A 23,646-nucleotide genomic window follows, 5' to 3' on the forward strand; every position below is an offset into this window, starting at 1 on the left:
GCCGCGGTGCGATCATCGGCAGCGGAGGCCGGCGGACACCAGGTTTGACGATCCGGCCGTCCCGGCGCAACGGGGAAGGTACCCCCAGCGCCGGGGCGGCCGATCAGCTTGACTCCCCCCGACATCCCCACCCGGCGTGGTGGCGGCGCGGCAGGTCGCTACGCTGCACCATCGCTCGCACTCCAGGAGGTTGCGCTGAGACTCGAACTGCGCGGCATCACCAAACGGTTCGGTGATCTGGTCGCCAACGACCACATCGACCTGACGGTGGAGCCTGGAGAGATCCACGCCCTGCTCGGCGAGAACGGCGCCGGCAAGTCGACCCTGATGAACGTGCTCTACGGCCTCTACCAGCCGGACGAGGGCGAGATCCTGGTCGACGGCAAGCCGCTGAAGCTGAAGGGTCCGTCGGACGCGATCGCCGCCGGGATCGGGATGGTGCACCAGCACTTCATGCTGGTGCCGGTCTTCACCGTGGCCGAGAACGTGATGCTCGGCGCCGAGCAGGTCAAGGGGCCCTTCGCCGGGATCCTCGACCGGCGGCGGGCCCGGCGCGAGGTCGCCGAGGTCTCCGAGCGGTACAACCTGCGGGTCGACCCGGACGCGGTGATCGAGGACCTGCCGGTCGGCATCCAGCAGCGGGTGGAGATCGTCAAGGCCCTCACCCGCGACGTCGACCTGCTGATCCTCGACGAGCCCACAGCCGTGCTCACGCCGCAGGAGACCGAGGAACTGCTCACCGTCATGCGGTCGCTCAAGGCTGCCGGCAAGTCGATCGTGTTCATCACCCACAAGCTGGGCGAGGTGAAGGCGATCGCCGACCGGATCACGGTGATCCGGCGCGGCAAGACCGTCGGCACCGCCGAGCCGAGCGCCAGCCGGGACGAACTGGCCGCGCTGATGGTGGGACGCAGCGTCCGGCTGACCGTGGACAAGAAGCCGGCCACCCCCGGCAAACCGGTCCTGGAGGTCTCCGGCCTGGTCGTGGACGACGACCGGCAGGTACGCGCGGTCGACGGCGTCGACCTGACCGTGCACGCCGGTGAGGTGCTCGGCGTCGCGGGCGTACAGGGCAACGGCCAGACCGAGCTGATCGAGGCGATCATGGGCCTGCGCCCGGTGCTCGCCGGCACGATCAGCCTCGACGGCGAGCCGACGCACGGCTGGTCGACCAAGAAGGTGCTCCGCGCCGGCGTCGGCTACGTGCCGGAGGACCGCAGCGTGGACGGCCTGGTCAAGGAGTTCTCCGTGGCGGAGAACCTGGTGCTTGACATCTACGACCGGCCGCCGTTCGGCAAGGGCCTGTCGCTCAAGCCCGAGGCCATCGCGAAGTCGGCGCGGGAGCGGATCGAACAGTTCGACGTCCGTACCTCCTCGGCCGACGCGGCGGTCGGCACGCTCTCCGGCGGCAACCAGCAGAAGGTGATCGTGGCCCGGGAGCTGTCCCGGCCGCTGAAGCTCTTCATCGCCGCCCAGCCCACCCGGGGCGTGGACGTGGGCTCGATCGAGTTCATCCACAGCCGGGTGATCCGCGAGCGGGACATCGGCACCGCGGTCATGGTGGTCTCCAGCGAACTGGACGAGGTGATCGGCCTGGCCGACCGGATCGCGGTCATGTACCGCGGGCGGATCATCGGCATCGTCGGCCCGGACACCCCGCGCGAGGAGATCGGCCTGCTGATGGCCGGCATCACCCCGGACGCCGCCACCCCGGACGCCGCCACCGCGACCGAGGACGGCCCTGGCAACGAGGACGAGGCATGACCAACCCGAACCCCGTCTCGGGCTCGCCGGACAAGGAGCCGGCGACCGAGGCGCAGGAGTCGCTGAGCGAGGCCCGGGCGACGCCGACGCAGCCGGCGGCTGACACCGAGCAGACGGTGCCCGCCACCGCGACCGCGAAGAAGCCGGAACCGGCCGGGGAGTCCCGTCCCGGCATGGGCCGGATGTTCCTGGACAACCTCTGGGCCGCGAACACGTTCACCGTGACGGTGCTCGCGGTGCTGCTGGCCATGGTGGTCGGCGCGGTGCTGATCATCGTGTCCGACCCCGAGGTGCTCGCCACCTACAGCTACATCACCGCCCGCCCCACCGATGCGCTGAACGCCAGCTGGACGGTGGTCAGCGAGGCGTACGCGAACCTGTTCAAGGGCGCGATCTTCGACCCGGACGCGGTCGGCTTCACCGCCGCCCTGAGCCCGATCTCGGAGACGCTCACCTACGCCGCGCCGCTGGTCTTCACCGGCCTGTCGGTGGCGCTGGCCTTCCGCGGCGGCCTGTTCAACATCGGCGCCCAGGGCCAGGCCACGATCGCCGTCATCCTGGCCGCCGTGGCCGGCTTCGCGCTGCCGCTGCCGCCCGTCGTGCACCTGCTGGTGGCGCTGATCGCCGGCGCGCTCGGCGGCGCGCTCTGGGGCTTCATCCCCGGCATCCTCAAGGCACGGGCCGGCGCGCACGAGGTGATCAACACGATCATGCTCAACTACGTGGCGGTCTACTTCCTGTCCTGGATCATCGTCCAGAACGGGGTGCAGAACCCGAACCGGGCGGACGCCATCAGCAAGCCGGTCGAGTCCACCGCACAGCTGCCCCGCCTGCTCGGCGAGGACCTGCGGGTGCACGCCGGCATCCTGCTCGCGGTGGCGGCCACCTGGTTCATCGCCTGGTTGCTCAACCGCTCCACGCTCGGCTTCGAGCTGCGTGCCGTGGGTGCGAACCCGGACGCGGCCCGGACCGCCGGCATCAGCGTCACCAAGACGTACGTGCTGGTGATGGTGTTCGCGGGCATGCTGGCCGGTCTCGGCGGCTCGACCATGGTGCTCGGCACCACCGCCACCGCGCTGACCCCGCTGGTGATCGCGCAGATCGGCTTCGACGGCATCCTGGTCGCGCTGCTCGGCCGCGTGAAGCCGTGGGGCGTGCTGCTGGCCGCGCTGCTGTTCGGCGCGCTCCAGGCCGGCGGCAACCGGATGCAGTCGTACTCCGGCATCTCGCTGGAACTGGTCACCGTGCTCCAGGCGCTCATCGTCATCTTCATCGCCGCGCCTGCCCTGGTGAAGACGATCTTCCAGCTCCGGGCGGCCCGCGCCGCCCGGTTGCAGACGAGCCTCGCGAAGGGCTGGTGAGCATGTCCACCACCGCTGTCCCCGAGGTCGCCGTTACCGCGGTCGACGAGGGTTTCTGGACCCGTAACCGGAAGATCGGCGCGGTCCTGCTGGCGCTCGGTGTGCTCGCGGCGGTGCTGTTCGGCGCGCTCGCGACCGACCAGCACGCGCGGTTCACGCTCAGCGAGACCGAGGGCGGGGCCGCCCTGGAGATCAACGGTACGGTCGGCGCGATCCTGTTCGGGCTGATCACCGCCGCGGCCGGAGGCGCGCTGCTGGCCGGGGTGCCGAAGCGCTGGTTCACGCTGCTGCTCGGCGCCGGGCTGGTCGCCTTCGTGCTGAGCTTCCTGTGCTGGCAGGTCTCGGCCGCCCCCGAGGGCCGCAACTTCATGCCGCTGGTGAACGTCGTCCGCGGCACGTTCATCCTGGCCCTGCCGCTGATCTTCGGCGCGCTCGCCGGTGTGCTCTGCGAGCGTTCCGGCGTGGTGAACGTGGCGATCGAGGGCCAGCTCCTGATGGGCGCCTTCTCCGGCGCGCTGTTCGGCAGCATGTCCGGCAGCGTCTGGGTGGGCCTGGTGGCCGCCGCCATCGGTGGCGCGTTCATCTCGTTCCTGCTGGCCGTGTTCTCCATCCGCTACCTGGTCGACCAGGTGGTCATGGGCATCGTGCTCAACCTGCTGGCGGTCGGCATCACCGGCTTCCTGTACGAGCGGCTGATGCAGACCGACGCGGCGAAGTACAACAGCGCCCCCCGGTTCGGCAACTGGGAGATTCCGCTGCTGTCCGACATCCCGCTGCTCGGCCCGGCGCTGTTCCGGGGCAACATCTTCCTCTACGTCGGCCTGCTGCTGGTGCTCGTCATCCACCTGGCGTTGTTCCGTACCCGGTGGGGCCTGCGGACCCGTTCGGTCGGCGAGCACCCGACCGCCGCGGACACGCTGGGCGTGAAGGTGCTGCGGCTGCGCTACCGCAACGTGATCCTGGCCGGTCTGGTGGCAGGTGTCGGCGGCGCCTCGTACACGCTGGCGCTCTACTCGTTCACCAAGAACATGATCGGCGGTAAGGGCTTCATCGCCCTGGCCGCGCTGATCTTCGGCCGGTGGAGCCCGACCGGCGCGCTGCTGGCGGCGCTGTTCTTCGGCTTCGCCGACCAGCTCGCCACCTACCTGGGCGCGATCGGCAGCAGCATCCCGAGCCAGTTCCTGGCGATGCTGCCGTACCTGGCGACGATCCTGGCCGTGGCCGGGCTGGTCGGCAAGGTCCGGGCGCCGGCCGCCGACGGCAAGCCGTACATCAAGGGCTGACCGCCCGCCGCGACACAGTGCCCGGCGGGGCGACCCGCCGGGCATCGTCGTCTCCGGCCGCACCCGCGACCGATCGGCGTTGATTGGGCAGAATGGGGGTTGTGATGGAGATCGACTGGGAGCGGCTGCGTACCGCCGCCACCGAGGTCATGCGGCACGCCTACGTGCCGTACTCGAAGTTCCCGGTGGGTGCCGCCGCGCTCGTCGACGACGGCCGGGTCGTGGTCGGCTGCAACGTGGAGAACGCCGGCTACGGCGTCACGCTCTGCGCCGAGTGCGGCGTGGTCTCGCAGCTGCACGCGACCGGCGGTGGCCGGATCGTGGCGCTGTCCTGCGTCGACGCCACCGGTGAGCCGCTGATGCCGTGCGGCAGGTGCCGGCAGCTGCTCTGGGAGCAGGGCGGGCCGGAGTGCCTGGTCGAGGCGAAGGGCGGACCGCTGCGGATGGCGGAGCTGCTGCCGCACGCCTTCGACGTGGCCGACATCGAGGCGGTGACCGGCGAGCATCCGGTGCCTGTGGTGCCGGACCGGCTGGCCGCCTGGCGGGGCCGGGGCACCGTGTTCGTGCACCCCGACCTGTCGGCCGGGCAGCAGGTCTGGACGACGTACTGGGAGCGGTCGTCGGGGGAGACCACTGACGCCGAGACCGGCGTGCTGGAGGAGGGCTCGACCTGGGACGACCCGGCCGAGGCGATCGAGTGGGGGCTGGCGCGGACGCCGCGCGTGGTCGTGGTGGACGCTTCGGGGACGATCTTCTGGGCTGGTGAGGGTGAGCCTCCCACGGAGATTCCGGTTCGTTGGGGTTGAGTCGGTTGAAGTGGGTTGAGCTGGGGGAATCGGGCCGACCGTGCCCGGCTCCGGGCGGTCAGGCTTGATCCCTGCGCCGGTCACGGTCGGCCCGATTCCTCGACGGTCACCGTTCGCGGGTTGAGCGCGACCAGCGACCATCCCGATTACTGATTGGATCATCAGAAGTGAGTGCTTTCACGGCGGTTGACGTCATCCGGGCCAAGCGGGACGGGGCCGTGCTGAGCGACGGGCAGATCGACTGGGTGGTCGACGCGTACACCAAGGGCCTGGTCGCCGACGAGCAGATGTCGGCGCTGGCCATGGCGATCCTGCTGCGCGGCATGACCGCGCCGGAGATCGCCCGGTGGACCGCCGCCATGATCGCCAGCGGCGAGCGGCTCGACCTGTCGCCGGTGTCCCGGCCGACTGTGGACAAGCACTCCACCGGCGGCGTCGGTGACAAGATCACCCTGCCGCTGACCCCGCTGGTGGCCGCGTGCGGCGCGGCGGTGCCGCAGCTGTCCGGCCGGGGCCTGGGCCACACCGGCGGCACGCTGGACAAGCTGGAGTCGATCCCGGGCTGGCGGGCGGCGCTCACAAACGACGAGTTCATCGCCCAGCTCCGCGACGTGGGCGCGGTGATCTGCGCGGCCGGCGACGGGCTCGCCCCGGCCGACCGCAAGCTGTACGCGCTGCGCGACGTCACCGGCACCGTCGAGGCGATCCCGCTGATCGCCAGCTCGATCATGAGCAAGAAGATCGCCGAGGGGACCGGCGCGCTGGTGCTCGACGTGAAGGTCGGCTCCGGCGCGTTCATGAAGAACGTCGACGACGCCCGCGAACTGGCCCGCACCATGGTCGAGCTGGGCGGCGCGCACGGCGTCCGGACGGTCGCCCTGCTCACCGACATGTCCACCCCGCTCGGCCTGGCCGTGGGCAACGCGGTCGAGGTGACCGAGTCGGTGGAGGTGCTGGCCGGCGGCGGTCCGGCCGACGTGGTGGAGCTGACGCTGGCGCTGGCCCGGGAGATGCTCGACGCGGCCGGCCTGCCGGACGCCGACCCGGAGGCGGCACTGCGGGACGGCCGGGCGATGGACTCCTGGCGCACGATGATCCGGGCGCAGGGCGGTGACCCGGACGCCCCGATGCCGACGGCGAACGAGGTCGAGCTGGTCACCGCGACCGAGGACGGCTGGGTCGCCGAGATCGACGCGTACGCGATCGGGGTGGCCGCGTGGCGGCTCGGCGCGGGCCGGGCCCGCAAGGAGGACCCGGTGAGCATCCCGGCCGGTGTGGTGCTGCACAAGCGACGCGGTGACCGGGTACGTGTCGGCGACCCGCTGTTCGAGCTGCGGGCCGAGCACGCCGAGCGGATGCCGGCCGCGCTGGACGAGGCGCGCCGCGCGGTGCGGGTGGCGCCGGACGCACCGGACGCGACGCCGCTGGTCGTCGAGCGGATCGGCTGACCGGGGACGGCCGTGGTGCCGGCCCGGCGGGAGCCGCTATCCTCCCAGGCCAGGGGGGATCGGCCGGCGACGAGCCGAGGTGAGCAGACAGGGGCTTGACCGTGCGCGTACCCGCTCCCGACCCCCGGGCCGTCCGGGAGGCGAGCCTGGACGAGTTGTCCCGGCTGGGTCTTCCGCTGCCGCCGCCGCAGTTCCCGCTGGTGTGGGAGCCGGGCGACGGGATCGAGCTGCGTCCGACCCCGGAGATCGAGGCCCGGATCGCGGTGCTGCACGTGATCCTGGCCCGCTGCTTCGGGATGCCCGCGCAGGCGGCGATGGGCTGGCTGCTGGAGTCGCACCTGGTCGACTCGGTGACGCCGCCGGAGTGGCAGTTCGTGATGGGCGGCCGGGGCGACCACAGGTCGTTCGTGCTGCACCACGACGCGTTGTTCTCGCTGGCCTGGGTGCTCGGGCTCGCCAAGGAGCTGGACCCGACGGTGCCGGTGGACGAGCGGCTGGTCGAGCGGATGCCGAACCTGGTCGCGGGGGAGACGTTCGGCCAGTGGCGGGCCCGGATCCTGGCCGCGCCGCAGCATCCCGGTGACGCCGCGGCGCTGCTCGACCTGCACTACTGCCTGGACTGGGCGTACCTGGAGACCGAGAAGGCCGGCGGCGCGCTGCCGGGCCTGGTGGACGCCAACGCGATCGGGCAGCGCCGGTGGGCGCTGGAGTGGGCGGTGGTGCTGCGCGGGCCGTACCACGACGAGCCGCCGGGCTGGGAAGAGGTCGACCTCTCCACCTGAGCCGCGTCAGCGCGGGCGGTGCACGCCGAGCCGGACGGAGAGCGTGACCGGCACCGGGTCGGGCAGCGCGGCGATGCGCGCGGCGAGCCGTTGCGGGTCGGCGTGCCAGGCGCTCGGTCCCATCCCGACGAGCGTGGTGACCTCGGCGCGGGTCAGCGCGAGCCGGGCCCGGTGCCCGGTCGCGGACTCCTCGGCGAAGTGGGCGCCGAGGCTGCCGGCGACCCGGTCGGCCTTGTCCGGGTCCACCCGCAGCAGGTCCAGCGCGTCGACGAGTTCGGTCAGGTGGTCGGCGGCCGGGGTGACCACCAGCAGCGCGCCGCCGGGGTCGAGCACCCGGTGGAACTCCGGGCCGTTGCGCGGCGCGAACACGTTCAGCAGCACGGCGGTGGACCGGTCGGCCAGCGGCAGCCGCTGCCAGGTGTCGGCCAGCGCGGCGGCGGCCCGCGGGTGCGCCCGGGCCGCGCGGCGCAGCGCCGGCTTGGAGACGTCCAGGGCCAGGCCGGCGGCGTCCGGCAGCGCCGCCAGCACCGCCGCGAGGTAGTGCCCGGTCCCGGCGCCGGCATCCACCACCAGGGGGTACGGGTCGACGTCCGCGACGCGTACCGCTGTGGTCGCCAGCGCGGCGGCGACGGCGTCGTAGTGGCCGGCGGCGAGGAAGTCGGCGCGGGCGGCGACCATCTCGGCGCTGTCGCCGGCGTGCGGGGCACGGCCGGCGAGCAGGTTCACGTACCCCTGCCGGGCGATGTCGAAGCTGTGCCCGCGCGGGCAGCGCAGCGCGCGTGCGGTGCCGGCGGTGGTCTCGGTGAGCGGCTCGGCGCAGACCGGGCAGCGCAGCCGGGCGAGGACGCGGTCGTCCACGGCTCAGCCCTCCGCTTCCGGCCGGCCGGTGAGGTGGCGGATCACCCGCTGGCTGAGCGTGCCTAGCGCGGCCACCTCGGCCGGGGTGATGCGGTCGATCAGGTGCCGGCGGACGGCCGCGACGTGCCCGGGTGCGGCGGCTTCGACGGCCCGGCGCCCGGCCGGGGTGAGCACGACGACCGAGCCGCGGCCGTCGGTGACGCACTCCTCCCGGCTGACCAGGCCGCGTTGCTGCATCCGGGAGATGTGGTGGGACAGGCGGCTGCGGGACCAGAGCATCCGGTCGGCGAGTTCGCTGAGCCGGAGTCGTTGTTCTGGGGTCTCGGACAGGTCGCTCAGGACGTCGTAGTCGGGCTCGGAGAGACCGGCGTCCTGCATCAGCTCCCGGGCCAGTTCCAGGTCGAGCAGGCGGCGCATGCGGCGGTAGCCGCGCCAGGCGCGGTCCTCCTGCTCGTCCAGCCAGCGCGGTTCGTCCACGGGCCGATCCTACCGGTGTTGTTGACATGTCACCAAGTTGCGGCCTAGGTTGATGACATGTCAACCAAACTGCCGTCCCGGCTGGTGCGGCTGTTCGCCGGCCTGGCCCTGTTCGGCGTCAGCGTCGCGCTGATGGTCCGCGCCGACCTCGGGCTCGCGTCCTGGGACGTGCTGCACCAGGGCCTCGCCGACCGCACCGGCCTGCCGATGGGCCTGCTGGTCAACGGCGTGGCGCTGCTGGTGCTGCTGCTGTGGATCCCGCTGCGGCAGCGCCCGGGCGTCGGCACCGTGGCGAACGTCGCGCTCGTCGGCCTGGCCCTCGACGCGACGCTGGCGCTCCTGCCGCCGGTCGCCCCGCTCGCCGGCCGGATCGGCCTGCTGGTCGCGGGCGTCCTGCTCAACGGCCTCGCCACAGCGCTCTACATCGGCGCCCGCCTCGGCCCCGGCCCGCGGGACGGGCTGATGACCGGCCTGGCCGCCCGTGGCCTGCCGCTCGGCCCGGCCCGCACCGGGATCGAGGTGACGGTGCTGGCCGTCGGCTGGCTGCTCGGCGGCGCCGTCGGCCCCGGCACCCTGCTCTACGCGATCGGCATCGGGCCGATCGTCGCCTGGTTCGTTCCCCGGCTCACCACCCCGGCCCCGGCCGCCGCCCCGACAGGAGTGACCTCACCATGCCCCGCCTGACTGTCGTCGTCGCCAGCACCCGCCCCGGCCGGGTCGGCCGTCGCATCGGTGACTGGTTCACCGCGGCCGCCGTCCGCCACGCCGGCTTCGACGAGGTACGCCTGCTCGACCTGGCCGAGATCGGGTTGCCCTTCCACGACGAACCGCACCACCCGTCCGAGCGGGTCTACCTGCACGAGCACACCCGCGCCTGGAGTGCCGCGATCGACGCCGGGGACGCCTTCGTCCTGGTGATGCCGGAGTACAACTACGGCTTCAGCGCGCCGCTGAAGAACGCGATCGACTACCTCTACCACGAGTGGCAGCACAAGCCGGTGGGCTTCGTCAGCTACGGCATGACCTCCGGGGGCCTGCGCGCGGTGCAGATGATCAAGCAGGTGGTGACCACGCTGAACATGACCCCGGTCAACGACCAGGTGGTCGTCTTCCTGCGGCAGGCGCTGGACGAGGCGGGCGAGCTGCGACCCGACCCCGGCCGCGAGGAGGCCGCCGCGCTCATGCTGGATCAGCTCGCCCGGCTGGCCGTCGCGCTAGCGCCGCTGCGGGTGAACGCGTGAGCGCGAGGAGTGAGCCGGGTTTGCGAGCCCCGCAGTCGCGAACGAAAGGCGGCACGGTGAGCGCCGGGAGCGAGCCGGGGTCGCGGCTCTGGGAGCTGTTCGGCGAGCGCGGGCGCGGGGTGCTCGCCACGCTGCGCCGGGACGGCCGCCCTCAGCTGTCCAACCTCGACTACCTGGCCGAGCCGGGCCTGATCCGCTGCTCCACCACCGGCGACCGGGCGAAGGTGCGCAACCTGCGCCGCGATCCCCGGGCGAGCTTCCACGTGACCACCGCCGACGGCGGGGCGTACGCGGTAGCCGAGGGCACCGTGACGCTCACCCCGCCCGCTGCGGCCACCGACGACGCGACGGTCGACGAGCTGGTCGAGGTCTACCGGCGGATCCGCGGCGAGCACCCGGACTGGGCCGACTACCGGGCCGTCATGGTGGCCGACGGGCGGGTGGTCCTGCGGCTCGCGGTGGAGCGGGTGTACGGCTGGCGACCCTGACCGCCCCGGTCCACCGCCGCGCCCGTACGGGGGATGACTAGGGTCTGAGCATGGTCGCAATCTCGTACGAGGACATCGTCAAGGTCCCGAAGGCGCTGCTGCACGATCACCTCGACGGCGGCCTGCGGCCCGCGACGATCGTGGAACTGGCCGCCGAGGTCGGCCACGAACTGCCCACCACCGACCCGGCGGCGCTCGGCGTCTGGTTCACCGAGGCGGCGAACTCCGGCTCGCTGGAGCGCTACCTGGAGACGTTCGCGCACACGGTGGCGGTCATGCAGACCCCTGCCGCGCTGCGCCGGGTCGCCCGCGAGTGCGCGCTGGACCTGGCCGCCGACGGCGTGGTCTACGCCGAGGTGCGGTTCGCGCCCGAGCAGCACCTGGAGCAGAACCTGACCCTGGACGAGGTGGTCGACGCGGTGGTCACCGGGTTCCGGGAGGGCAGCGCGCTGGCCGCCGAGGCGGGCACCCCGATCCGGATCGGCACGCTGCTCACCGCGATGCGGCACGCGGCCCGCTCGCAGGAGATCGCCGAGCTGGCCGTGCGGCACCGCGACACCGGTGTGGTCGGCTTCGACATCGCCGGAGCCGAGGCGGGCTTCCCGCCCACCCGGCACCTGGACGCGTTCGAGTACCTCCAGCGGGAGAACTTCCACTTCACCATCCACGCCGGTGAGGCGTTCGGCCTGCCGTCGATCTGGCAGGCGATCCAGTGGTGCGGCGCCGACCGGCTCGGCCACGGCGTCCGCATCGTCGACGACATCACCCCGGGCAACCCGCCGGTGCTGGGCCGGCTGGCCGCGTACGTGCGGGACAAGCGCATCCCGCTGGAGCTGTGCCCGTCGTCGAACGTGCAGACCGGCGCGGCGGCCTCGATCGCCGACCACCCGATCGGGCTGCTGCGCGACCTGCGGTTCCGGGTGACTGTGAACACCGACAACCGGCTGATGAGCGGCACCTCGATGTCGCGGGAGATGGCGCTGCTGGTGGAGGCCTTCGGCTACGGCTGGAAGGAACTCCAGTGGTTCACCATCAACGCGATGAAGAGCGCCTTCATCCCGTTCGACGAGCGGCTGCGGATCATCGACGAGGTGATCAAGCCGGCGTACGCCGAGCTGATCGGCTGATCACGACTGGCGGGGGTGGCCGGAGAGCAGTGCGGCCACCCCGCGCAGCACCTGCCCGGCCCGGGCCGCCTCGGCGCCCAGCCCGGTCTGCCGGCGCAGCACGGCCGGCTCGGCGCGCAGCAGCGCGACCCCGCGCCGGAGCAGCACCCGGGGCGCCTTGCGCTGCTCGGCGAGATCCCGGGCGAGGCGGCGCAGGAACGTCGCGCCGCGCGGGCGGCGCAGCGCGTACGCCCCGGCGAGCAGGCCCAGCCGGCGGCACTCGGCCACGATCTCGGCCGCGAAGATCCCCTCGGCGACGAAGATTGGCGATCCGTCGACATCGAATGGCCGGGTGGCTACCCGACGGTCTGCGCCGATCGCATAAACCGGCACTTCGGCCTTGCCCTCACGAGCCAGTCGGGCGATTGTTTGCACCGCCGTGTCCGAATCCCAGGACAAGGGGGACTCCCAATCCACCTGTCCGTTTCGGCGCGGACACGTAGGGTCATCGCCGTCCTTGTAGAAGTCGTCCAGGCAGAGCACCGGAAGTCCGGTTCGCTGGGCTATGTATGACTTTCCGGACCCGGAGGGGCCGGCGAGCAGGACGACGCGGTGCGGGTGTTCCATTACCTTCAGTGACTCCGGCCAGACGGATTGCTATCAAATTGCATCAACATCTCATCACACCTCCGGTGAGGGACAACCTGGTCTTTCTCTTTGCGGAGCGGCGTGATGGAATCTCGGAGGTCCGACCCGCCGGGTCGGTCGCTCGGCGTTGCCCTCAGGGTGGCGCTGGGCGCGGTAATGCGAGGGCGGTGACGTGAGCAAACGGCCAACGACGGCGGGCTCCTTCCTGTCGCGGCTGCGCCGGCCGATGAGTCGGCTGCGCGACATGCCGATCTGGTCCAAGCTCGGTCTGATCATGATCGTGCCGACCATCGCCACGGTCGTGGTGGGCACCAGTGGTCTGGTCGACCACCTGGAGACGCTCAACAATGCCAACCGGGCGGGGGATCTGGCCAACCTGATCGGCTACTCGGGTGACCTGGTCGACACCGTGCAGGACGAGCGGGTCGGCGCCGTGCTCTTCCTCGGCGCGAAGGAGTTCCAGACCCGGGCGCAGTACCAGGAGGGTTACAACCGCGCCAACCAGCGGGTGGACCAGGCGAAGTCGCCGTACCTGCGGCAGCGTGGCGAGATCGACGACCTGCCCCGCAACTTCGTCGGGCTGCTCGACACGATCGACACCCAGCTGAAGGATCTTCCGGCTACCCGCAGCCAGGTGCTGAACGGCAAGCTGAAGATCAATGACGCCGACCAGGCGTACCGGCAGCTGATCGAGGATCTGCTGGCCATCCGCGACTCGGCCACCCAGCTCGCCGGTAACAACGACCTGAGCGACCGGATGCGCGCGGCGGCCGCTGTGGCCCGGCAGAAGGAATACCTGACCCAGCGCCGGGTCGTCGTCCACCAGGCGCTCACCCAGAACCAGTACACCGCCGCGCTGCGCGAGCAGTTCATCGCCAGCGGCACCGGCCAGTCGCAGTCGCTGGCGACCTTCCAGTCGGTCGCCACCGAGCCAGACAAGCTGTTCTACGAGCAGACCGTCTCCGGGCCCGACCTGCGCAAGGCCGACCGCTTCACGAGTTTCGTCTCGGGCAACAACAACGGCTCGATGGAGAACGCCCCGTTCGGGTCGGACCAGTGGGACCAGACCATGGTCGCCAACGCCAAGCTGATCCGGACCGTGGAGGCCCGGCTCGACGGCAACGTGGTCCGCCAGGCCGACGCGCTGCGCTCGGACACCCAGCGCCAGGTGTTCCTGGAGACCGGCCTGCTGCTCACCATGCTGCTGCTGGCCATCCTGTTCGCGTACCTGGTGGCCCGCTCGATGGCCCGGTCGCTGCGCGACCTGCGCCAGGGCGCCCTGGCGGTGGCTCAGTACGGGCTGCCACAGGCGGTCGCCCGGCTGCGTGACCCGCAGGTCACCGGCCAGCTCTCCCCGGTGCAACTCGCAAACCAGATCGCCGAGCCGCTGCCGGTACGCAGCAAGGACGAGTTCGGCCAGGTGACCGAGGCGTTCAACGCCGTTCACCTGGAGGCCGTCCGGACCGCCGCCGAGCAGGCCGCCCTGCGGGCCTCGGTCGCGACCATGTTCGTCAACCTGGCCCGCCGCTCGCAGATCCTGGTCGACCGGCTGATCGGCCACCTCGACCGCCTGGAGCGCGGCGAGGAGGACCCGGACCGGCTGGCCGAGCTGTTCCAGCTCGACCACCTGGCCACCCGGATGCGCCGCAACGACGAGAACCTGCTGGTCCTCGCCGGTGCGGACTCCACCCGTGTGCAGCGCGAGCCCGCCGCCCTGATCGACGTGTTGCGCGCCGCCCAGTCCGAGGTCGAGCACTACACCCGGATCGAGTTCGGCGTGATCGACCGGGACATCGAGGTCGCCGCCCACGCGGTCAACGACCTGGTGCACCTGGTCGCCGAGCTGTTCGACAACGCCACCGCCTTCTCCCCGCCGGACTCGCAGGTCATGGTGGAGGCCCGGCGGGTCGGCGACCGCGCCTCCCTCTACGTGGAGGACCGCGGCATCGGCATCAGCCCGGAGCAGCTCCGCGACCTCAACGAGCGGCTGGCCACGCCGCCGCAGGTGGACGTCGCGGTCTCCCGGATGATGGGCCTGGTCGTGGTCGCGCGGCTGGCCGCCCGGCACGGCGTCCGGGTCGAGCTGCGGCCGGGCGCCGACCGGGGCACCGTCGCCGACGTGACGCTGCCGACCTCGGTCCTGGTGCCGCGCGCCCTGGCCGGCCGTGGCCTGCCCGGTCCGGCCCTGCCCGCCGCGGGTCCGCAGCAGAACGGCCCGGCACCGGCCTTCGGCGCCTTGGCGGCCTTCGGCAACAACAACCCGCCGAGCCTGCCGCCGGCGCCCCACCCGGGCTCCTCGGGCAACCAGGTCACGCTCGGCGGACGCGCGTTCGACCCGGCGCCGCGCAACGGCTCGGGCACCCCGGCGAACGCCGGTGGCGGCCGTGCCATGCCGGCCTGGTCCGACCTGACCGGCGCCAGCCCGTCCGGCGGTGACGGCGGATTCGGCGGCCGGCCCAACGGCCAGTCGACAGACCCGCTGCCGCAGCGGCGCAACCCGGCCGACGGCGACCCGGGCAGCACCGGGCAGCAGCCGGCGATCCCGCGCCAACTGCCGAGCAGCCCGGAGGCGCGGCCCTACAGCCCGCCGCCGGTCTCCGCGCCGCCGGTCCCGCCGGTGTCGGCCCCGCCACTGCCCCCGGTCTCCGGCGCGCCGGTCTCCGGTAACCCGCTGCCGTACCGCCCGGTCTCGGCCGCGCCGGTCTCCGGTGACCCGTTCTCGGGCCGCCCGGTCTCCGCGGCACCGGTCTCCGGTGACCCGCTGCCGTACCGCCCGGTCTCGGCCGCGCCCGTCTCCGGGCACCCGGCGCCGGTGTCCGGGCAGCCCGCTGCCGGGTACCCCGCCTCCGCGCCGCCGGCGAACCAGCCGCAGGCACGTCCGATGCCCGCACCGGGTGTCAGCGCCCCGCCGGTCTGGCCGCCGGTCACGCCGGCCCCGGCTCCGGCGGCGCCGGAACGGGCCACCGGTGGCATGGACATGACCACCGAGCTGCCCCGGGTGCCGCGCACGGAGATTCCGGCCACCCCGCAGCAGGCGGCCGGCCAGCCGTCCGCCGCTCCGGCCGCGAGCCGGCCGGCCGAGGCCCCGGCGGCGAACCGCCCGGCGGCCCCGGCGGCACGTCCGGCCGCGCCGCAGCAGCAGGGCAACCGCCAGCGGTACGCGGACGAGACGATGGAGCTGCCGATCTTCCGGGAGCTGGAGTCGGCGTGGTTCCGCACCCGCCGGCCCGGGCCCAACGAGGAGCCGGCGGCCCCGGCCGCGACGACGAACGGCGGCGCCGCCACCCAGCAGTTCGCCAAGGTGGACACGGCCGGCCGGCCCGTGCCGCAGAAGACACCCGCAACGACAGGTAACACGCCGATGGCACACACTCCGACGGCCGGCGGAGCACCGCGTGACAACGGCGCGGCGAACGGGAACACCCGTCCCGCGTACACCGGCGGGTTGCCCACCCGGCAGCCGACCGCGTCGCCGCAGTCCTCCTCCCCGTGGCAGACGGCGGCCGACGACGGCTGGCGTGCCGCCTCGGCGGCCACCGAGGTCCCGGTTGCGGAGACCACCCGGAAGGGCCTGCCGAAGCGGACGCCGATGGCGCAGCTCGTGCCCGGCAGCATCGAGAAGCCTTCCGCGTCGGTGCAGCGGCGTACTCCGGAGGGTGTTCGGGGCCTGCTCTCGGCCTACCATCGGGGCGTGCAGCGCGGGCGTAACACCGACAGCAACACGACCGGCCCGGAGGGCACTCCGGGCGGGCAGCAGTCCTCGCAGTCTGACTCAGGCCCGGTGGCCGGGAGCGGGCAGAAGGAGCAACAAGGATGACTACTACGCAGGATCTCGGATGGCTGCTCGCCAACTTCGCCGACCGGGTGCCCGGTGTGGCGCACGCGGTCGCGGTCTCGGCCGACGGCCTGCTTCTGGCCTCGTCCCGTGACCTTCCGCGGGACCGCGCCGACCAGCTCGCCGCGATCGCGTCCGGTCTGGTCAGCCTGACCCAGGGCGCGGCCCGCTGCTTCGAGGGCGGGGCGGTGTTGCAGACAGTCGTCGAGATGGACAACGGTTTCCTGTTCCTGATGTCCATCTCCGACGGCTCGTCGTTCGCGGTGCTGGCGGCGCGGAGCTGCGACGTGGGTCAGGTCGGGTACGAGATGGCCCTGCTCGTGGACCGGGTGGGCGATGCCCTGACGCCGCAGCCGCGCACGGCTGTGGGGATGATGGGCTGAATGACGCGCTGGCCGGTGGGTCAGGTGCGGGAACAACTACGACAGCGACGGATGTCACCGGGGCGAGCCGGTGCCGGGTACGAGGGAGGTGAGCGGCGAAATGGCGGATCGTGACGAGCCGACCGGAGCGTTGGTCCGGCCGTACGCCGTTACCCGCGGTCGTACCCGCCCTCGGCTCGACATCGCCCTGGAGGCACTCGTCGAGACGACGGTGCGCGGCCGAGCGGTTGCCACTGGCAATGGTGGCCACGGTCGTGAACACCAGTACATCGCCGCGTTGTGTGACGGACGTGTGCAGTCGCTCGCCGAGATCGCGGCGCGGATGCAGCTTCCGCTCGGCGTGGCCCGGGTGCTCATCGCCGACATGGCGACGGACGGCCTGGTCGCGGTCCACGAGCCGACCATTTTGGACGACTCCGACGACGCGGTGGGCACTGAACTGCTGGAGAGGGTGCTGAGTGGACTTCGCAGGCTCTGACATGTCGCACCGGCCGCCGGCCCCGAGCGGCCGAGTGACGTCGGCGAAGATCGTTATCGCCGGTGGGTTCGGCGTCGGCAAGACGACGCTGGTCGGCTCGGTCTCCGAGATCACGCCGCTGACCACCGAGGCGATCATGACCTCCGCCGGTGTCGGCGTCGACGACACCCGGCAGGTGCCGGGCAAGACGACGACCACGGTGGCGATGGACTTCGGTCGTATCTCGATCGACCGGGATCTGATCCTGTACCTGTTCGGTACGCCGGGTCAGACGCGGTTCTGGTTCATGTGGGACGAGTTGGTCCGGGGTGCGATCGGCGCGGTGGTGCTTGTCGACACCCGGCGGCTCGCCGACTGCTTCGCCGCCATCGACTTCTTCGAGCACCGGCGGCTGCCGTACCTGGTGGCCATCAACTGCTTCGACGGCATGCAGTACCACGATCCGCAGGACGTCCGGGACGCGCTGGCGATCTCCCGCGACGTGCCGGTGGTGCCGTGCGACGCCCGTAACCGGGAGTCCACGAAGCACGTGCTGATCTCGCTGGTCGAGTACGTGCTCACCATGCGGCGCTCGCGGGCCGTCGCGCCCGCCTGACCGACGCGCGGAAGCGCCCGGCGGCCTCAGGGCCACCGGGCGCTTCCTGCCGTCCGGGGTCGGACACGGTACGCGACCGCCCGGTGACCCTCCACGGGACGGTCACCGGGCGGTGAGCGGGGTCAGGCGTACCGGGTCCAGGTGCCGCGGAACACCTGGTACACGGCGAGCGAGTCGGGCTCCATGCCGCCGTGCCGGTCGGCGCTGAACGCGTACCCGCCGGCGATGCCCTCGACGGTCTGCGCCTGGAGGAGGGCCCGCAGCCGGCCCCGGTCCAGGCTCGTCGCCATCCGCGCCGACGTGGCGAGGAGCTGGAGCGCGTCCGAGGCGTACGGGGCGAAGTCCGGGCTGACGCCGTGCCGCTGCGTGTAGCGGTTGACGAAGTCCCTGCGGGCCAGCTGCGCCGTCGTGGTGGCGGTGGCGGCGGAGACGTCCAGGCAGGCCGGGTGCACCGCGTATGCGCCCTCCACGGCCGCGGCGTTCGCGCCCTGGACGGTGTCGTCGGCGACCGCGCCGGCGTCGAAGAAGATCGGGCCGCGGTGACCGGCGGCGCGCAGCTCCCGCGCGGCGACTCCGGAGTCCGGCGCGGTACCCCAGACCACCACGCCGTCCCGCTGGCCGCCGGCGACGCGCTCGGCGGCGGCACGGAAACGCCGGCCGGTCGCCGGCAGGCGTACCGTGCGGGCCAGGTCGACGGTGCTGTCGGCGAGCGCCTCCCGCATCGCCCGCACACCCGAGTCGCCGTGCATCCCGTCGGTGGCGAGCACCGACACCCGCCGGATCTTCTTGGACTCGAACAGCTCCACCAGGCGACGTGCCATGTCGACGGCGTCCGGGGTGAGCTTGTAGGTGAACGTGCGCTCGTCCAGCGGCAGCACGATGCGGTCACCGTAGCCGAGCGACAGGAACGGCGTCTTGACCCGCTGGGCGGCCGCCGCGAGGGCCGCCGAGGTCTCGCCCAGTACACCGCCGATCAACGCCTGCGCGCCGATCCGGGTGAGGTCGGCGGCGTGCCGGGCGGCGACCTCGGGATTGCTGCCGTTGTCCAGGATCTGGAGCCGGACCGACCGGACCAGGTTCCCGACCGGCAGGCCGGTGCGGTTGAGCGAGTCGGCGGTGAGCTGCAGGGCCTGCCGCTGGGCGACGCCGAGCAGCGACCCCGCTCCGGTCAGCTCCAGGCTCGCGCCGACGATCAGATCCTGGTCGCTCGGCGCGCTGCTGGACGGGCCGTCCTCCGGCCGCTGGCCCTGCGGAGCGCAGCCGGCGAGCAGCAGGCTCCCGGCAGCGGCGGCGAGGACGCCCCGCCGGGTGAGCACAGTGGAGTCGAACGCCGGTGTCGCCAATGGAATCGCCTTCCCACCCCGGCGAACAGGCGCCGCCGCTGGTCCGCCGGGTATGTTCCCGGCCGGTCCAGCCCAGCGTCAAATCGCCCCGGTGTGGGATGAAACACCCCCGGGGAGCCCGGTCAGGAGCGGTAGCCCGCCGAGCGGTACTCGTACTCCCGGTCGTCGTCGCGGTCACCGGTGTCGCGGGTGAAGTCCCAGCCGCCGGCCGCCTCGCGGCCCGGACGGCCGCCCACGGCGAAGCCGCCGATCTCCTGGCCGCGCCGCCAGCCCCGGAAGTATCCGGTGGTGTTCTCGGCGAGGCTCGCCGCGTTCCGGACGATCCGCAGTGGACGTTCCTCGCGCAGCGGGGAGCCCGGCACCAGGTTGGCCTGCGGCACGCGCTTCGGCAGCCCGGCCTTGGTCTCGGCGCCGACGGCCGGACGGGCCGCCTGCTCGGCCGCCTGCCAGCCGGTGTCGGCGGTGCTCGACCACTCCAGGTCGGCCTCGTCGCCGTGCCCGACGAACCAGGCGGACTTGGCCTGCGCGAAGATCAGCAGGTCGCCGTCACCCTCGTCGGAGACCGGCGGCGGCCGGTGCTCCTTCGGTGCGGGACGCCGCTCGGGCGCGGCGGGCAGCGGGACGCGGCCCGGGTCACCCTGGTCGACGAGACGCAGCGGTGGCGTCTCCAGACCGGGGTCGGCCGAGCGGCTCATCTCGTCGCGCAGCGCCCGGTCGGCGAGCGGCGGCGGCTCCACCAGCCGCAGCATCGGCGGCTCCTGCGGCAGGTCGTCGGCGAGCCACGGCGGCGTGACCCGGCCCGGGTCGCTCGGCGCGTCCACGCCCCGCCCGTACGGGTAGGTGGTGCCCTCCCGCTCCCGCGCGGTGTCGTCCTCGTTGTTCACCAGCGGCCAGTTCGCCCGGGAGCCCGGCGGCGCCTCCGGCGCGGGCGGACGCGGGGCCGGCACCGGAATGCTCAGGTCGGTGGCGCTGAAGCCACCGGTCGGCGGTTCCTGGTGCTGGTTGGTCTTCGGCCGGGGCGGGATGACGGTGCGCTGCCGCTCGGCCCGCGCCTTGTTGATGGCCGCGGTGGTGAGCGTCGGCCGGAACGGCTCGCCAGCCTCGGCGGGCGGTACGGCGCCGCGCGGGGACGGGGCGATCGGGGTGATCCCGGGGGGCGGCGGTGGCGGCGCGGAGATCGGCCGGTTGGTGGGGCCGTCCACCCGCGACGGCAGCGGCGCGCCGGTCGGCTCGGGCCGCGCCGGGGGAGCCGACGACGGCCGGCCCAGTGCGGCTGCCGGAGCGACGGGCGTGACCGGAGTCGGGGCGACGGGCGGCGGCGTGACGGGCGCGGGCGCGACGGGCGGCGGGCCGAGCGGCCGGGGCGTCGTCGTGGCGGCCGGACCGGACACCGGCTCCGGACGGCTGCGCCGCCCGCCGGGGACCGGTTCGGGACGGCCGCGACGGCCGGCCGGTTCGGGTGCGCCGGCCGGTTCGGGACGACCGAGGTGGGGCTCGGCGATCGGTTCCGGCGGGATCGAGCGCACCGGACGCAGGTCGGCCGCGGGCGCCGGGGCCAGCTCGTCGACCTGCTCGCCCCGTCGCGCGGCGGCCCGGCGGCCGGTCGCGGGAGCGGGAGCGGTGCGTTCGGCGAGCGCGCCGACGAGCGCGTCGCAGCCGGCGTCACAGGTGCGGACGGAGGCGACGGCCTGCCGTACGGTCTCGGCGACGGCAGCGGTGAGCGTGCGGTTGACGGTGGCCCGCCGGGGCGTCTCGGAGATGGCGACGCGCAGCGCGGTCACCGCGTCGGAGACGGCGTCGGCGTCTGCCACTCCCTCGCCGGCCAGATGCGCGACGACCGCGTCGGCGGCCGGCGCGCCACCACGGCCCGCGGGGCCGGTGAGCATGCCCGGCTCGGGCAGCGCGTCGAGCACCGCCAGGGCGACCCGGTCGGCAGGATCCGGGTAGGCCCGCAGCGCGGCCGGGTAGAGCTCGCGGAGCACCTCGCGCAGCGTCACCGCGGCGGAGTGCCGGCCGCTCGCCAGCGCCGCGTGCGCGGCCAGGACCTGCGTGTATCCGGCCAGCTCACGCGGTGCCGGGAGGGTCACCGCGGAGAGCGCGCCGGCCTGGAGCGCGCGGGCCAGCCCGACCGCGCGGCGTTCGGCGGGCGGGGACTGCATCTCCTCCAGGGAGTCGTCGTCGGCGAAGCGCTCGGCGAAGTCGTCGACCGAGTCGTCGTCGGCGATCGCCAGCGGCCGGCCGGCGGCGCTCAGCAGCGAGGTGACGATGTGGTCGTCGCTGTCGGCGGCGATGGCCGCGCCGCTCGGACCGCCGGACCGCTCCACCAGCAGCGCGACCAGCCGGGCGTAACCGGCGGGATCGTCACCGATCTCGCAGACGTGCAGCAGACGGCCTGCGTCGTCGACCACAGCGGACGTAAGCGTCGTTCCGGCCGAAGCCGTTCGGTCGGCCGGATCTGCCGAGGCCAGACCGCAGTACACGCGCACGAGCGCCACGGCGTCGTCCTCCTCCCGGGACACAGGTCTTGCTCTGCCAGAGACTGATGCTCCCCGCTCCGGGTCAGTCGCGCCAGTCCACAACCGCAGAGATCTTGCCGACAATGGTGCGCCAACCCAAACTTGCGGTTTGTGCCCCGATTTTCTTCAGCCGGCGTCGACCCAGGAAACCACCGACGCCACCGTTGACGGAAGCGCGCAGAGCCTCGTCCAGGTCGTCCAGGCTGGAGCCCGCCGAGAGCATGTCCAGCACGGCGGGTAGCCGCAGGGCGTACGCCAGGTCACGGGCGATCTCACCGGCTTCGATGAGCAGCTCGTGGTCCCACGCGTCGTGGCCGCCGCGCAGGTTCTCGACCACCAGGTCGAGCTCGTACGTGTCCTCGTCCAGCGGGGCGATGTCGGCCGGTTCCAGCCGTTCGGACAGTTCATTCCAACTGTCCAGCTGGGACAGATCGTTCGGCGCGCCGGAACGGATGAAAGTGACCAATGACTCGGGGGTCTTGAACAGCAGGAGCCGGCCCTTGTGAGTGAGGAAGAGCGGCACCTCCTCGTCGCCCGCCTCGTCCTCGTCGTCCTCGTCCTCGGAGTCGTCCTCGTCGTCCTCGGCCTTCTCCTCGTCCGAGGCGTCGGCCTTGCCCTTGCGGCGGGACTTGGCGTCCTTCTCCTCGTCCTCGTCGTCCTCCTCGGCGGAGAGGGCGGCGAACTCCTCGTCGAGGATCACCACCTCCTCGTCCTCCTCGGTCTCGACGACCTGGCGGCGGGCCAGGAACGGGTCGTCCTGGTCGCGTTCGGCGACGTCGGTCGGGGTCAGCTCGCGCGCCGGCCGGTACGCCCGCAGCGTGAAGCCGGTGCCGGCGGGCAGGGCGATCTCCACCGGGTCGATCCGCACCTCTTCCCAGAGCGCGCGGTCCGCCGGCGGGCGGTCCTCCTCGACCTCGTCGGCCGCGGCGGCGGCGTCGGTGTCGTCGAGCTCGGGCTCGTCGGCGTCGGGCCGTTGGGGCGACTGGCGGGCCACGCTGACCTCCGTGTGCGTTCGGGTTGCCCACCCGGCGGCGTCGCGCCGCCGAGTGACTCTGCGCACATACCCTAGTGGGCGACGGTTCCGACCGGGAGTCGCACCCCTTGGCGTCGCGGCGGCACGACAAGTAGCGTTGCTACACATGAAGGCGCAGGCGCTGCACGGACACCTGGACGCGCTCCTGCTCGCCGTGCTGGAACGGGGCGCGCTGCACGGCTACGCGATCATCGAGGCGTTGCGGGCCCGCAGCGGCGGCACGCTGGATCTGCCCACCGGCACCATCTATCCGGCGCTGCGCCGGCTGGAGCGGGCCGGGCTGGTGGCGAGCACGTGGAGCACCGTCAACGGCCGGGAGCGCCGTACGTACGAGCTGACCGAGGCGGGCGGTCGCGCGCTCGCCGGGGAGCGGGCCGGGTGGCACGAGTTCAGCGCCACCGTCGGGCGGTTCCTCGGCGCGGACGAGCCGCCCACCGCACCGGCCTGACGGGGGCGCGTCGGCAGCCGCTCAGCCGGCCGACCGGCGATCGGCGAGCACCCAGCATCGGGCCGCCCGGGCCAGCGCGAACCAGGCCGCCGAGACCACCACCATCCCGATGACCAGGGGTGGCCAGGTGAGCGCGGCGTCCCACAGCCCGATCGACCAGCCGAACAGCGCGCCGCCGGCGACCGCGCCGAGCAGCAGGCTGCCGGTCAGACCGAAACCGATCAGTCGCGCCGGGCGGACGAGCCGCGGTGAACCCCACCGGGCGACCAGCGGACCGACCAGCAGCCCGGCGAGCGCCAGCGCGGCGACCACGCCCCAGATGCCGTTCAGCGCGGCGGAGAGCAGCAGGTAGCTCTGCGGCGGCGGCGGACCGTCGCTCCAGCTCGACCCCTGCCAGGTCAGGTCACCGGCGGCGATGAGCACCACCGCCACCACGAGCGTGCGCAGCGCCAGCCCGCGCAGCGCGCCGACGGCCAGCTCGGCCTGGAAACCCGGCACGAGCTGGGCGTCGCTGCCGAACTCGGCGACCGCCCGCCGCTGCGCCTCCGCGCGCGGCAGGCCCCCTTCCCGGTACGCCTCGACGGCGTCCTCCAGCGCGTGCCGCGCCTCGGTCAGCAGGTCGGTCTTGAGCCGGTTCGGCCCGTGCAACCGCGTGGACAACTCGTGCAGCCGCTGGTCGACCACTGCCTCCTCATGCACCCGCATGGGGCAAGCCTGCCACCGGCGGGCGGCAACCCGCGTCAGGGAAAACCC

The 23,646-nt window shown here is 73.1% G+C and carries 22 protein-coding genes; 15 read left to right on the plus strand and 7 right to left on the minus strand.

Features of this window, described 5'->3' with window-relative positions:
• Nucleotides 1-108 precede the first annotated feature (108 nt).
• From O7546_RS02275 to O7546_RS02300, 6 genes are all read left to right on the plus strand, one after another.
• Nucleotides 109-1,764 (plus strand): ABC transporter ATP-binding protein, encoded by a 1,656-nt coding sequence (locus O7546_RS02275; RefSeq protein WP_305070316.1) that lies wholly within the window; start codon nt 109-111, stop codon nt 1,762-1,764.
• Complete coding sequence (locus O7546_RS02280) at nt 1,761-3,125, plus strand: ABC transporter permease (RefSeq protein WP_194798650.1); 1,365 nt, start codon at nt 1,761-1,763, stop codon at nt 3,123-3,125. The genes O7546_RS02275 and O7546_RS02280 overlap by 4 nt, the downstream gene beginning before the upstream one ends.
• A 2-nt stretch (nt 3,126-3,127) precedes the next feature.
• Nucleotides 3,128-4,408: an ABC transporter permease gene (locus tag O7546_RS02285; protein ID WP_013283980.1), complete on the plus strand. Its 1,281-nt coding sequence runs from the start codon at nt 3,128-3,130 to the stop codon at nt 4,406-4,408.
• 104 nt (nt 4,409-4,512) lie between these two features.
• Nucleotides 4,513-5,214 (plus strand): cytidine deaminase, encoded by a 702-nt coding sequence (locus tag O7546_RS02290; protein WP_194798649.1) that lies wholly within the window; start codon nt 4,513-4,515, stop codon nt 5,212-5,214.
• 167 nt (nt 5,215-5,381) lie between these two features.
• A complete protein-coding gene (locus O7546_RS02295; RefSeq protein ID WP_194798648.1) occupies nt 5,382-6,662 on the plus strand; it encodes a thymidine phosphorylase in 1,281 nt (426 codons plus the stop codon).
• 101 nt (nt 6,663-6,763) lie between these two features.
• Nucleotides 6,764-7,444: a DUF4272 domain-containing protein gene (locus O7546_RS02300; protein WP_194798647.1), complete on the plus strand. Its 681-nt coding sequence runs from the start codon at nt 6,764-6,766 to the stop codon at nt 7,442-7,444.
• Nucleotides 7,445-7,450: 6 nt separating this feature from the next.
• Here the strand turns inward: O7546_RS02300 and O7546_RS02305 are convergent, their stop codons facing one another.
• Nucleotides 7,451-8,302 (minus strand): putative RNA methyltransferase, encoded by an 852-nt coding sequence (locus O7546_RS02305; RefSeq protein WP_194798646.1) that lies wholly within the window; start codon nt 8,300-8,302, stop codon nt 7,451-7,453.
• 3 nt (nt 8,303-8,305) lie between these two features.
• Nucleotides 8,306-8,779 carry a MarR family transcriptional regulator gene (locus tag O7546_RS02310; protein ID WP_194798645.1) on the minus strand — a complete coding sequence of 158 codons (474 nt, stop codon included), beginning with the start codon at nt 8,777-8,779 and terminating at the stop codon, nt 8,306-8,308.
• Between the two features lie 57 nt (nt 8,780-8,836).
• Here O7546_RS02310 and O7546_RS02315 point away from each other — a divergent pair, with 57 nt between their 5' ends.
• Genes O7546_RS02315 through O7546_RS02330 form a run of 4 tightly spaced genes read left to right on the plus strand, consistent with a single transcriptional unit; the run spans nt 8,837 to nt 11,635 of the window.
• Entirely contained in the window at nt 8,837-9,463 is a 627-nt protein-coding gene (locus O7546_RS02315) for a hypothetical protein (RefSeq protein ID WP_194798644.1), read from the plus strand.
• The gene (locus tag O7546_RS02320) at nt 9,451-10,020 is read left to right on the plus strand and encodes an NAD(P)H-dependent oxidoreductase (RefSeq protein WP_194798643.1); all 570 of its coding nucleotides are present in this window, start codon (nt 9,451-9,453) and stop codon (nt 10,018-10,020) included. Before O7546_RS02315 ends, O7546_RS02320 begins: the two co-directional genes overlap by 13 nt.
• Before the next feature lie 56 nt (nt 10,021-10,076).
• On the plus strand, nt 10,077-10,508 hold the full coding sequence (locus O7546_RS02325; protein ID WP_194798642.1) for a PPOX class F420-dependent oxidoreductase: 432 nt from the start codon (nt 10,077-10,079) through the stop codon (nt 10,506-10,508).
• Nucleotides 10,509-10,558: 50 nt separating this feature from the next.
• The gene (locus O7546_RS02330) at nt 10,559-11,635 is read left to right on the plus strand and encodes an adenosine deaminase (protein WP_013473969.1); all 1,077 of its coding nucleotides are present in this window, start codon (nt 10,559-10,561) and stop codon (nt 11,633-11,635) included.
• On the opposite strand, the gene O7546_RS02335 is transcribed toward O7546_RS02330, so the two are convergent.
• Entirely contained in the window at nt 11,636-11,902 is a 267-nt protein-coding gene (locus tag O7546_RS02335) for a hypothetical protein (RefSeq protein WP_228531240.1), read from the minus strand.
• A gap of 532 nt (nt 11,903-12,434) precedes the next feature.
• Here O7546_RS02335 and O7546_RS02340 point away from each other — a divergent pair.
• From O7546_RS02340 to O7546_RS02355, 4 genes are all read left to right on the plus strand, one after another.
• A complete protein-coding gene (locus O7546_RS02340; protein WP_269696108.1) occupies nt 12,435-16,079 on the plus strand; it encodes a nitrate- and nitrite sensing domain-containing protein in 3,645 nt (1,214 codons plus the stop codon).
• Entirely contained in the window at nt 16,076-16,480 is a 405-nt protein-coding gene (locus tag O7546_RS02345) for a roadblock/LC7 domain-containing protein (RefSeq protein ID WP_013283992.1), read from the plus strand. Before O7546_RS02340 ends, O7546_RS02345 begins: the two co-directional genes overlap by 4 nt.
• A gap of 100 nt (nt 16,481-16,580) precedes the next feature.
• A complete protein-coding gene (locus tag O7546_RS02350) occupies nt 16,581-16,958 on the plus strand; it encodes a DUF742 domain-containing protein (RefSeq protein WP_030501200.1) in 378 nt (125 codons plus the stop codon).
• A gap of 1 nt (nt 16,959) precedes the next feature.
• On the plus strand, nt 16,960-17,553 hold the full coding sequence (locus O7546_RS02355) for an ATP/GTP-binding protein (protein WP_030501201.1): 594 nt from the start codon (nt 16,960-16,962) through the stop codon (nt 17,551-17,553).
• 122 nt (nt 17,554-17,675) lie between these two features.
• On the opposite strand, the gene O7546_RS02360 is transcribed toward O7546_RS02355, so the two are convergent.
• From O7546_RS02360 to O7546_RS02370, 3 genes are all read right to left on the minus strand, one after another.
• Nucleotides 17,676-18,896 (minus strand): ABC transporter substrate-binding protein, encoded by a 1,221-nt coding sequence (locus O7546_RS02360; protein ID WP_194798640.1) that lies wholly within the window; start codon nt 18,894-18,896, stop codon nt 17,676-17,678.
• Between the two features lie 122 nt (nt 18,897-19,018).
• On the minus strand, nt 19,019-21,415 hold the full coding sequence (locus O7546_RS02365; RefSeq protein ID WP_194798639.1) for a transposase: 2,397 nt from the start codon (nt 21,413-21,415) through the stop codon (nt 19,019-19,021).
• Between the two features lie 40 nt (nt 21,416-21,455).
• Nucleotides 21,456-22,406, minus strand: a complete 951-nt coding sequence (locus O7546_RS02370; protein ID WP_194798638.1) for a DNA primase — start codon at nt 22,404-22,406, stop codon at nt 21,456-21,458.
• A 145-nt stretch (nt 22,407-22,551) separates the two neighbouring features.
• Here O7546_RS02370 and O7546_RS02375 point away from each other — a divergent pair, with 145 nt between their 5' ends.
• Complete coding sequence (locus O7546_RS02375) at nt 22,552-22,893, plus strand: helix-turn-helix transcriptional regulator (RefSeq protein WP_194798637.1); 342 nt, start codon at nt 22,552-22,554, stop codon at nt 22,891-22,893.
• 21 nt (nt 22,894-22,914) lie between these two features.
• Here O7546_RS02375 and O7546_RS02380 read toward each other — a convergent pair whose 3' ends face one another.
• The gene (locus O7546_RS02380; protein ID WP_194798636.1) at nt 22,915-23,598 is read right to left on the minus strand and encodes a permease prefix domain 1-containing protein; all 684 of its coding nucleotides are present in this window, start codon (nt 23,596-23,598) and stop codon (nt 22,915-22,917) included.
• Nucleotides 23,599-23,646 lie beyond the last annotated feature (48 nt).

The organism is Micromonospora sp. WMMA1976 (assembly GCF_027497335.1).
GTDB lineage: Bacteria > Actinomycetota > Actinomycetes > Mycobacteriales > Micromonosporaceae > Micromonospora > Micromonospora aurantiaca.

What these genes read in the sequence shown, in the direction of transcription:
- O7546_RS02330 (WP_013473969.1), top strand. Translation starts at nt 10,559, where the DNA reads ATGGTCGCAATCTCGTACGAGGACATCGTCAAGGTCCCGAAGGCGCTG.
- O7546_RS02315 (WP_194798644.1), top strand. Translation starts at nt 8,837, where the DNA reads ATGTCAACCAAACTGCCGTCCCGGCTGGTGCGGCTGTTCGCCGGCCTG.
- O7546_RS02380 (WP_194798636.1), bottom strand. Translation starts at nt 23,598, where the DNA reads ATGCGGGTGCATGAGGAGGCAGTGGTCGACCAGCGGCTGCACGAGTTG.
- O7546_RS02320 (WP_194798643.1), top strand. Translation starts at nt 9,451, where the DNA reads ATGCCCCGCCTGACTGTCGTCGTCGCCAGCACCCGCCCCGGCCGGGTC.
- O7546_RS02350 (WP_030501200.1), top strand. Translation starts at nt 16,581, where the DNA reads ATGGCGGATCGTGACGAGCCGACCGGAGCGTTGGTCCGGCCGTACGCC.
- O7546_RS02280 (WP_194798650.1), top strand. Translation starts at nt 1,761, where the DNA reads ATGACCAACCCGAACCCCGTCTCGGGCTCGCCGGACAAGGAGCCGGCG.
- O7546_RS02355 (WP_030501201.1), top strand. Translation starts at nt 16,960, where the DNA reads ATGTCGCACCGGCCGCCGGCCCCGAGCGGCCGAGTGACGTCGGCGAAG.
- O7546_RS02375 (WP_194798637.1), top strand. Translation starts at nt 22,552, where the DNA reads ATGAAGGCGCAGGCGCTGCACGGACACCTGGACGCGCTCCTGCTCGCC.
- O7546_RS02345 (WP_013283992.1), top strand. Translation starts at nt 16,076, where the DNA reads ATGACTACTACGCAGGATCTCGGATGGCTGCTCGCCAACTTCGCCGAC.
- O7546_RS02285 (WP_013283980.1), top strand. Translation starts at nt 3,128, where the DNA reads ATGTCCACCACCGCTGTCCCCGAGGTCGCCGTTACCGCGGTCGACGAG.
- O7546_RS02290 (WP_194798649.1), top strand. Translation starts at nt 4,513, where the DNA reads ATGGAGATCGACTGGGAGCGGCTGCGTACCGCCGCCACCGAGGTCATG.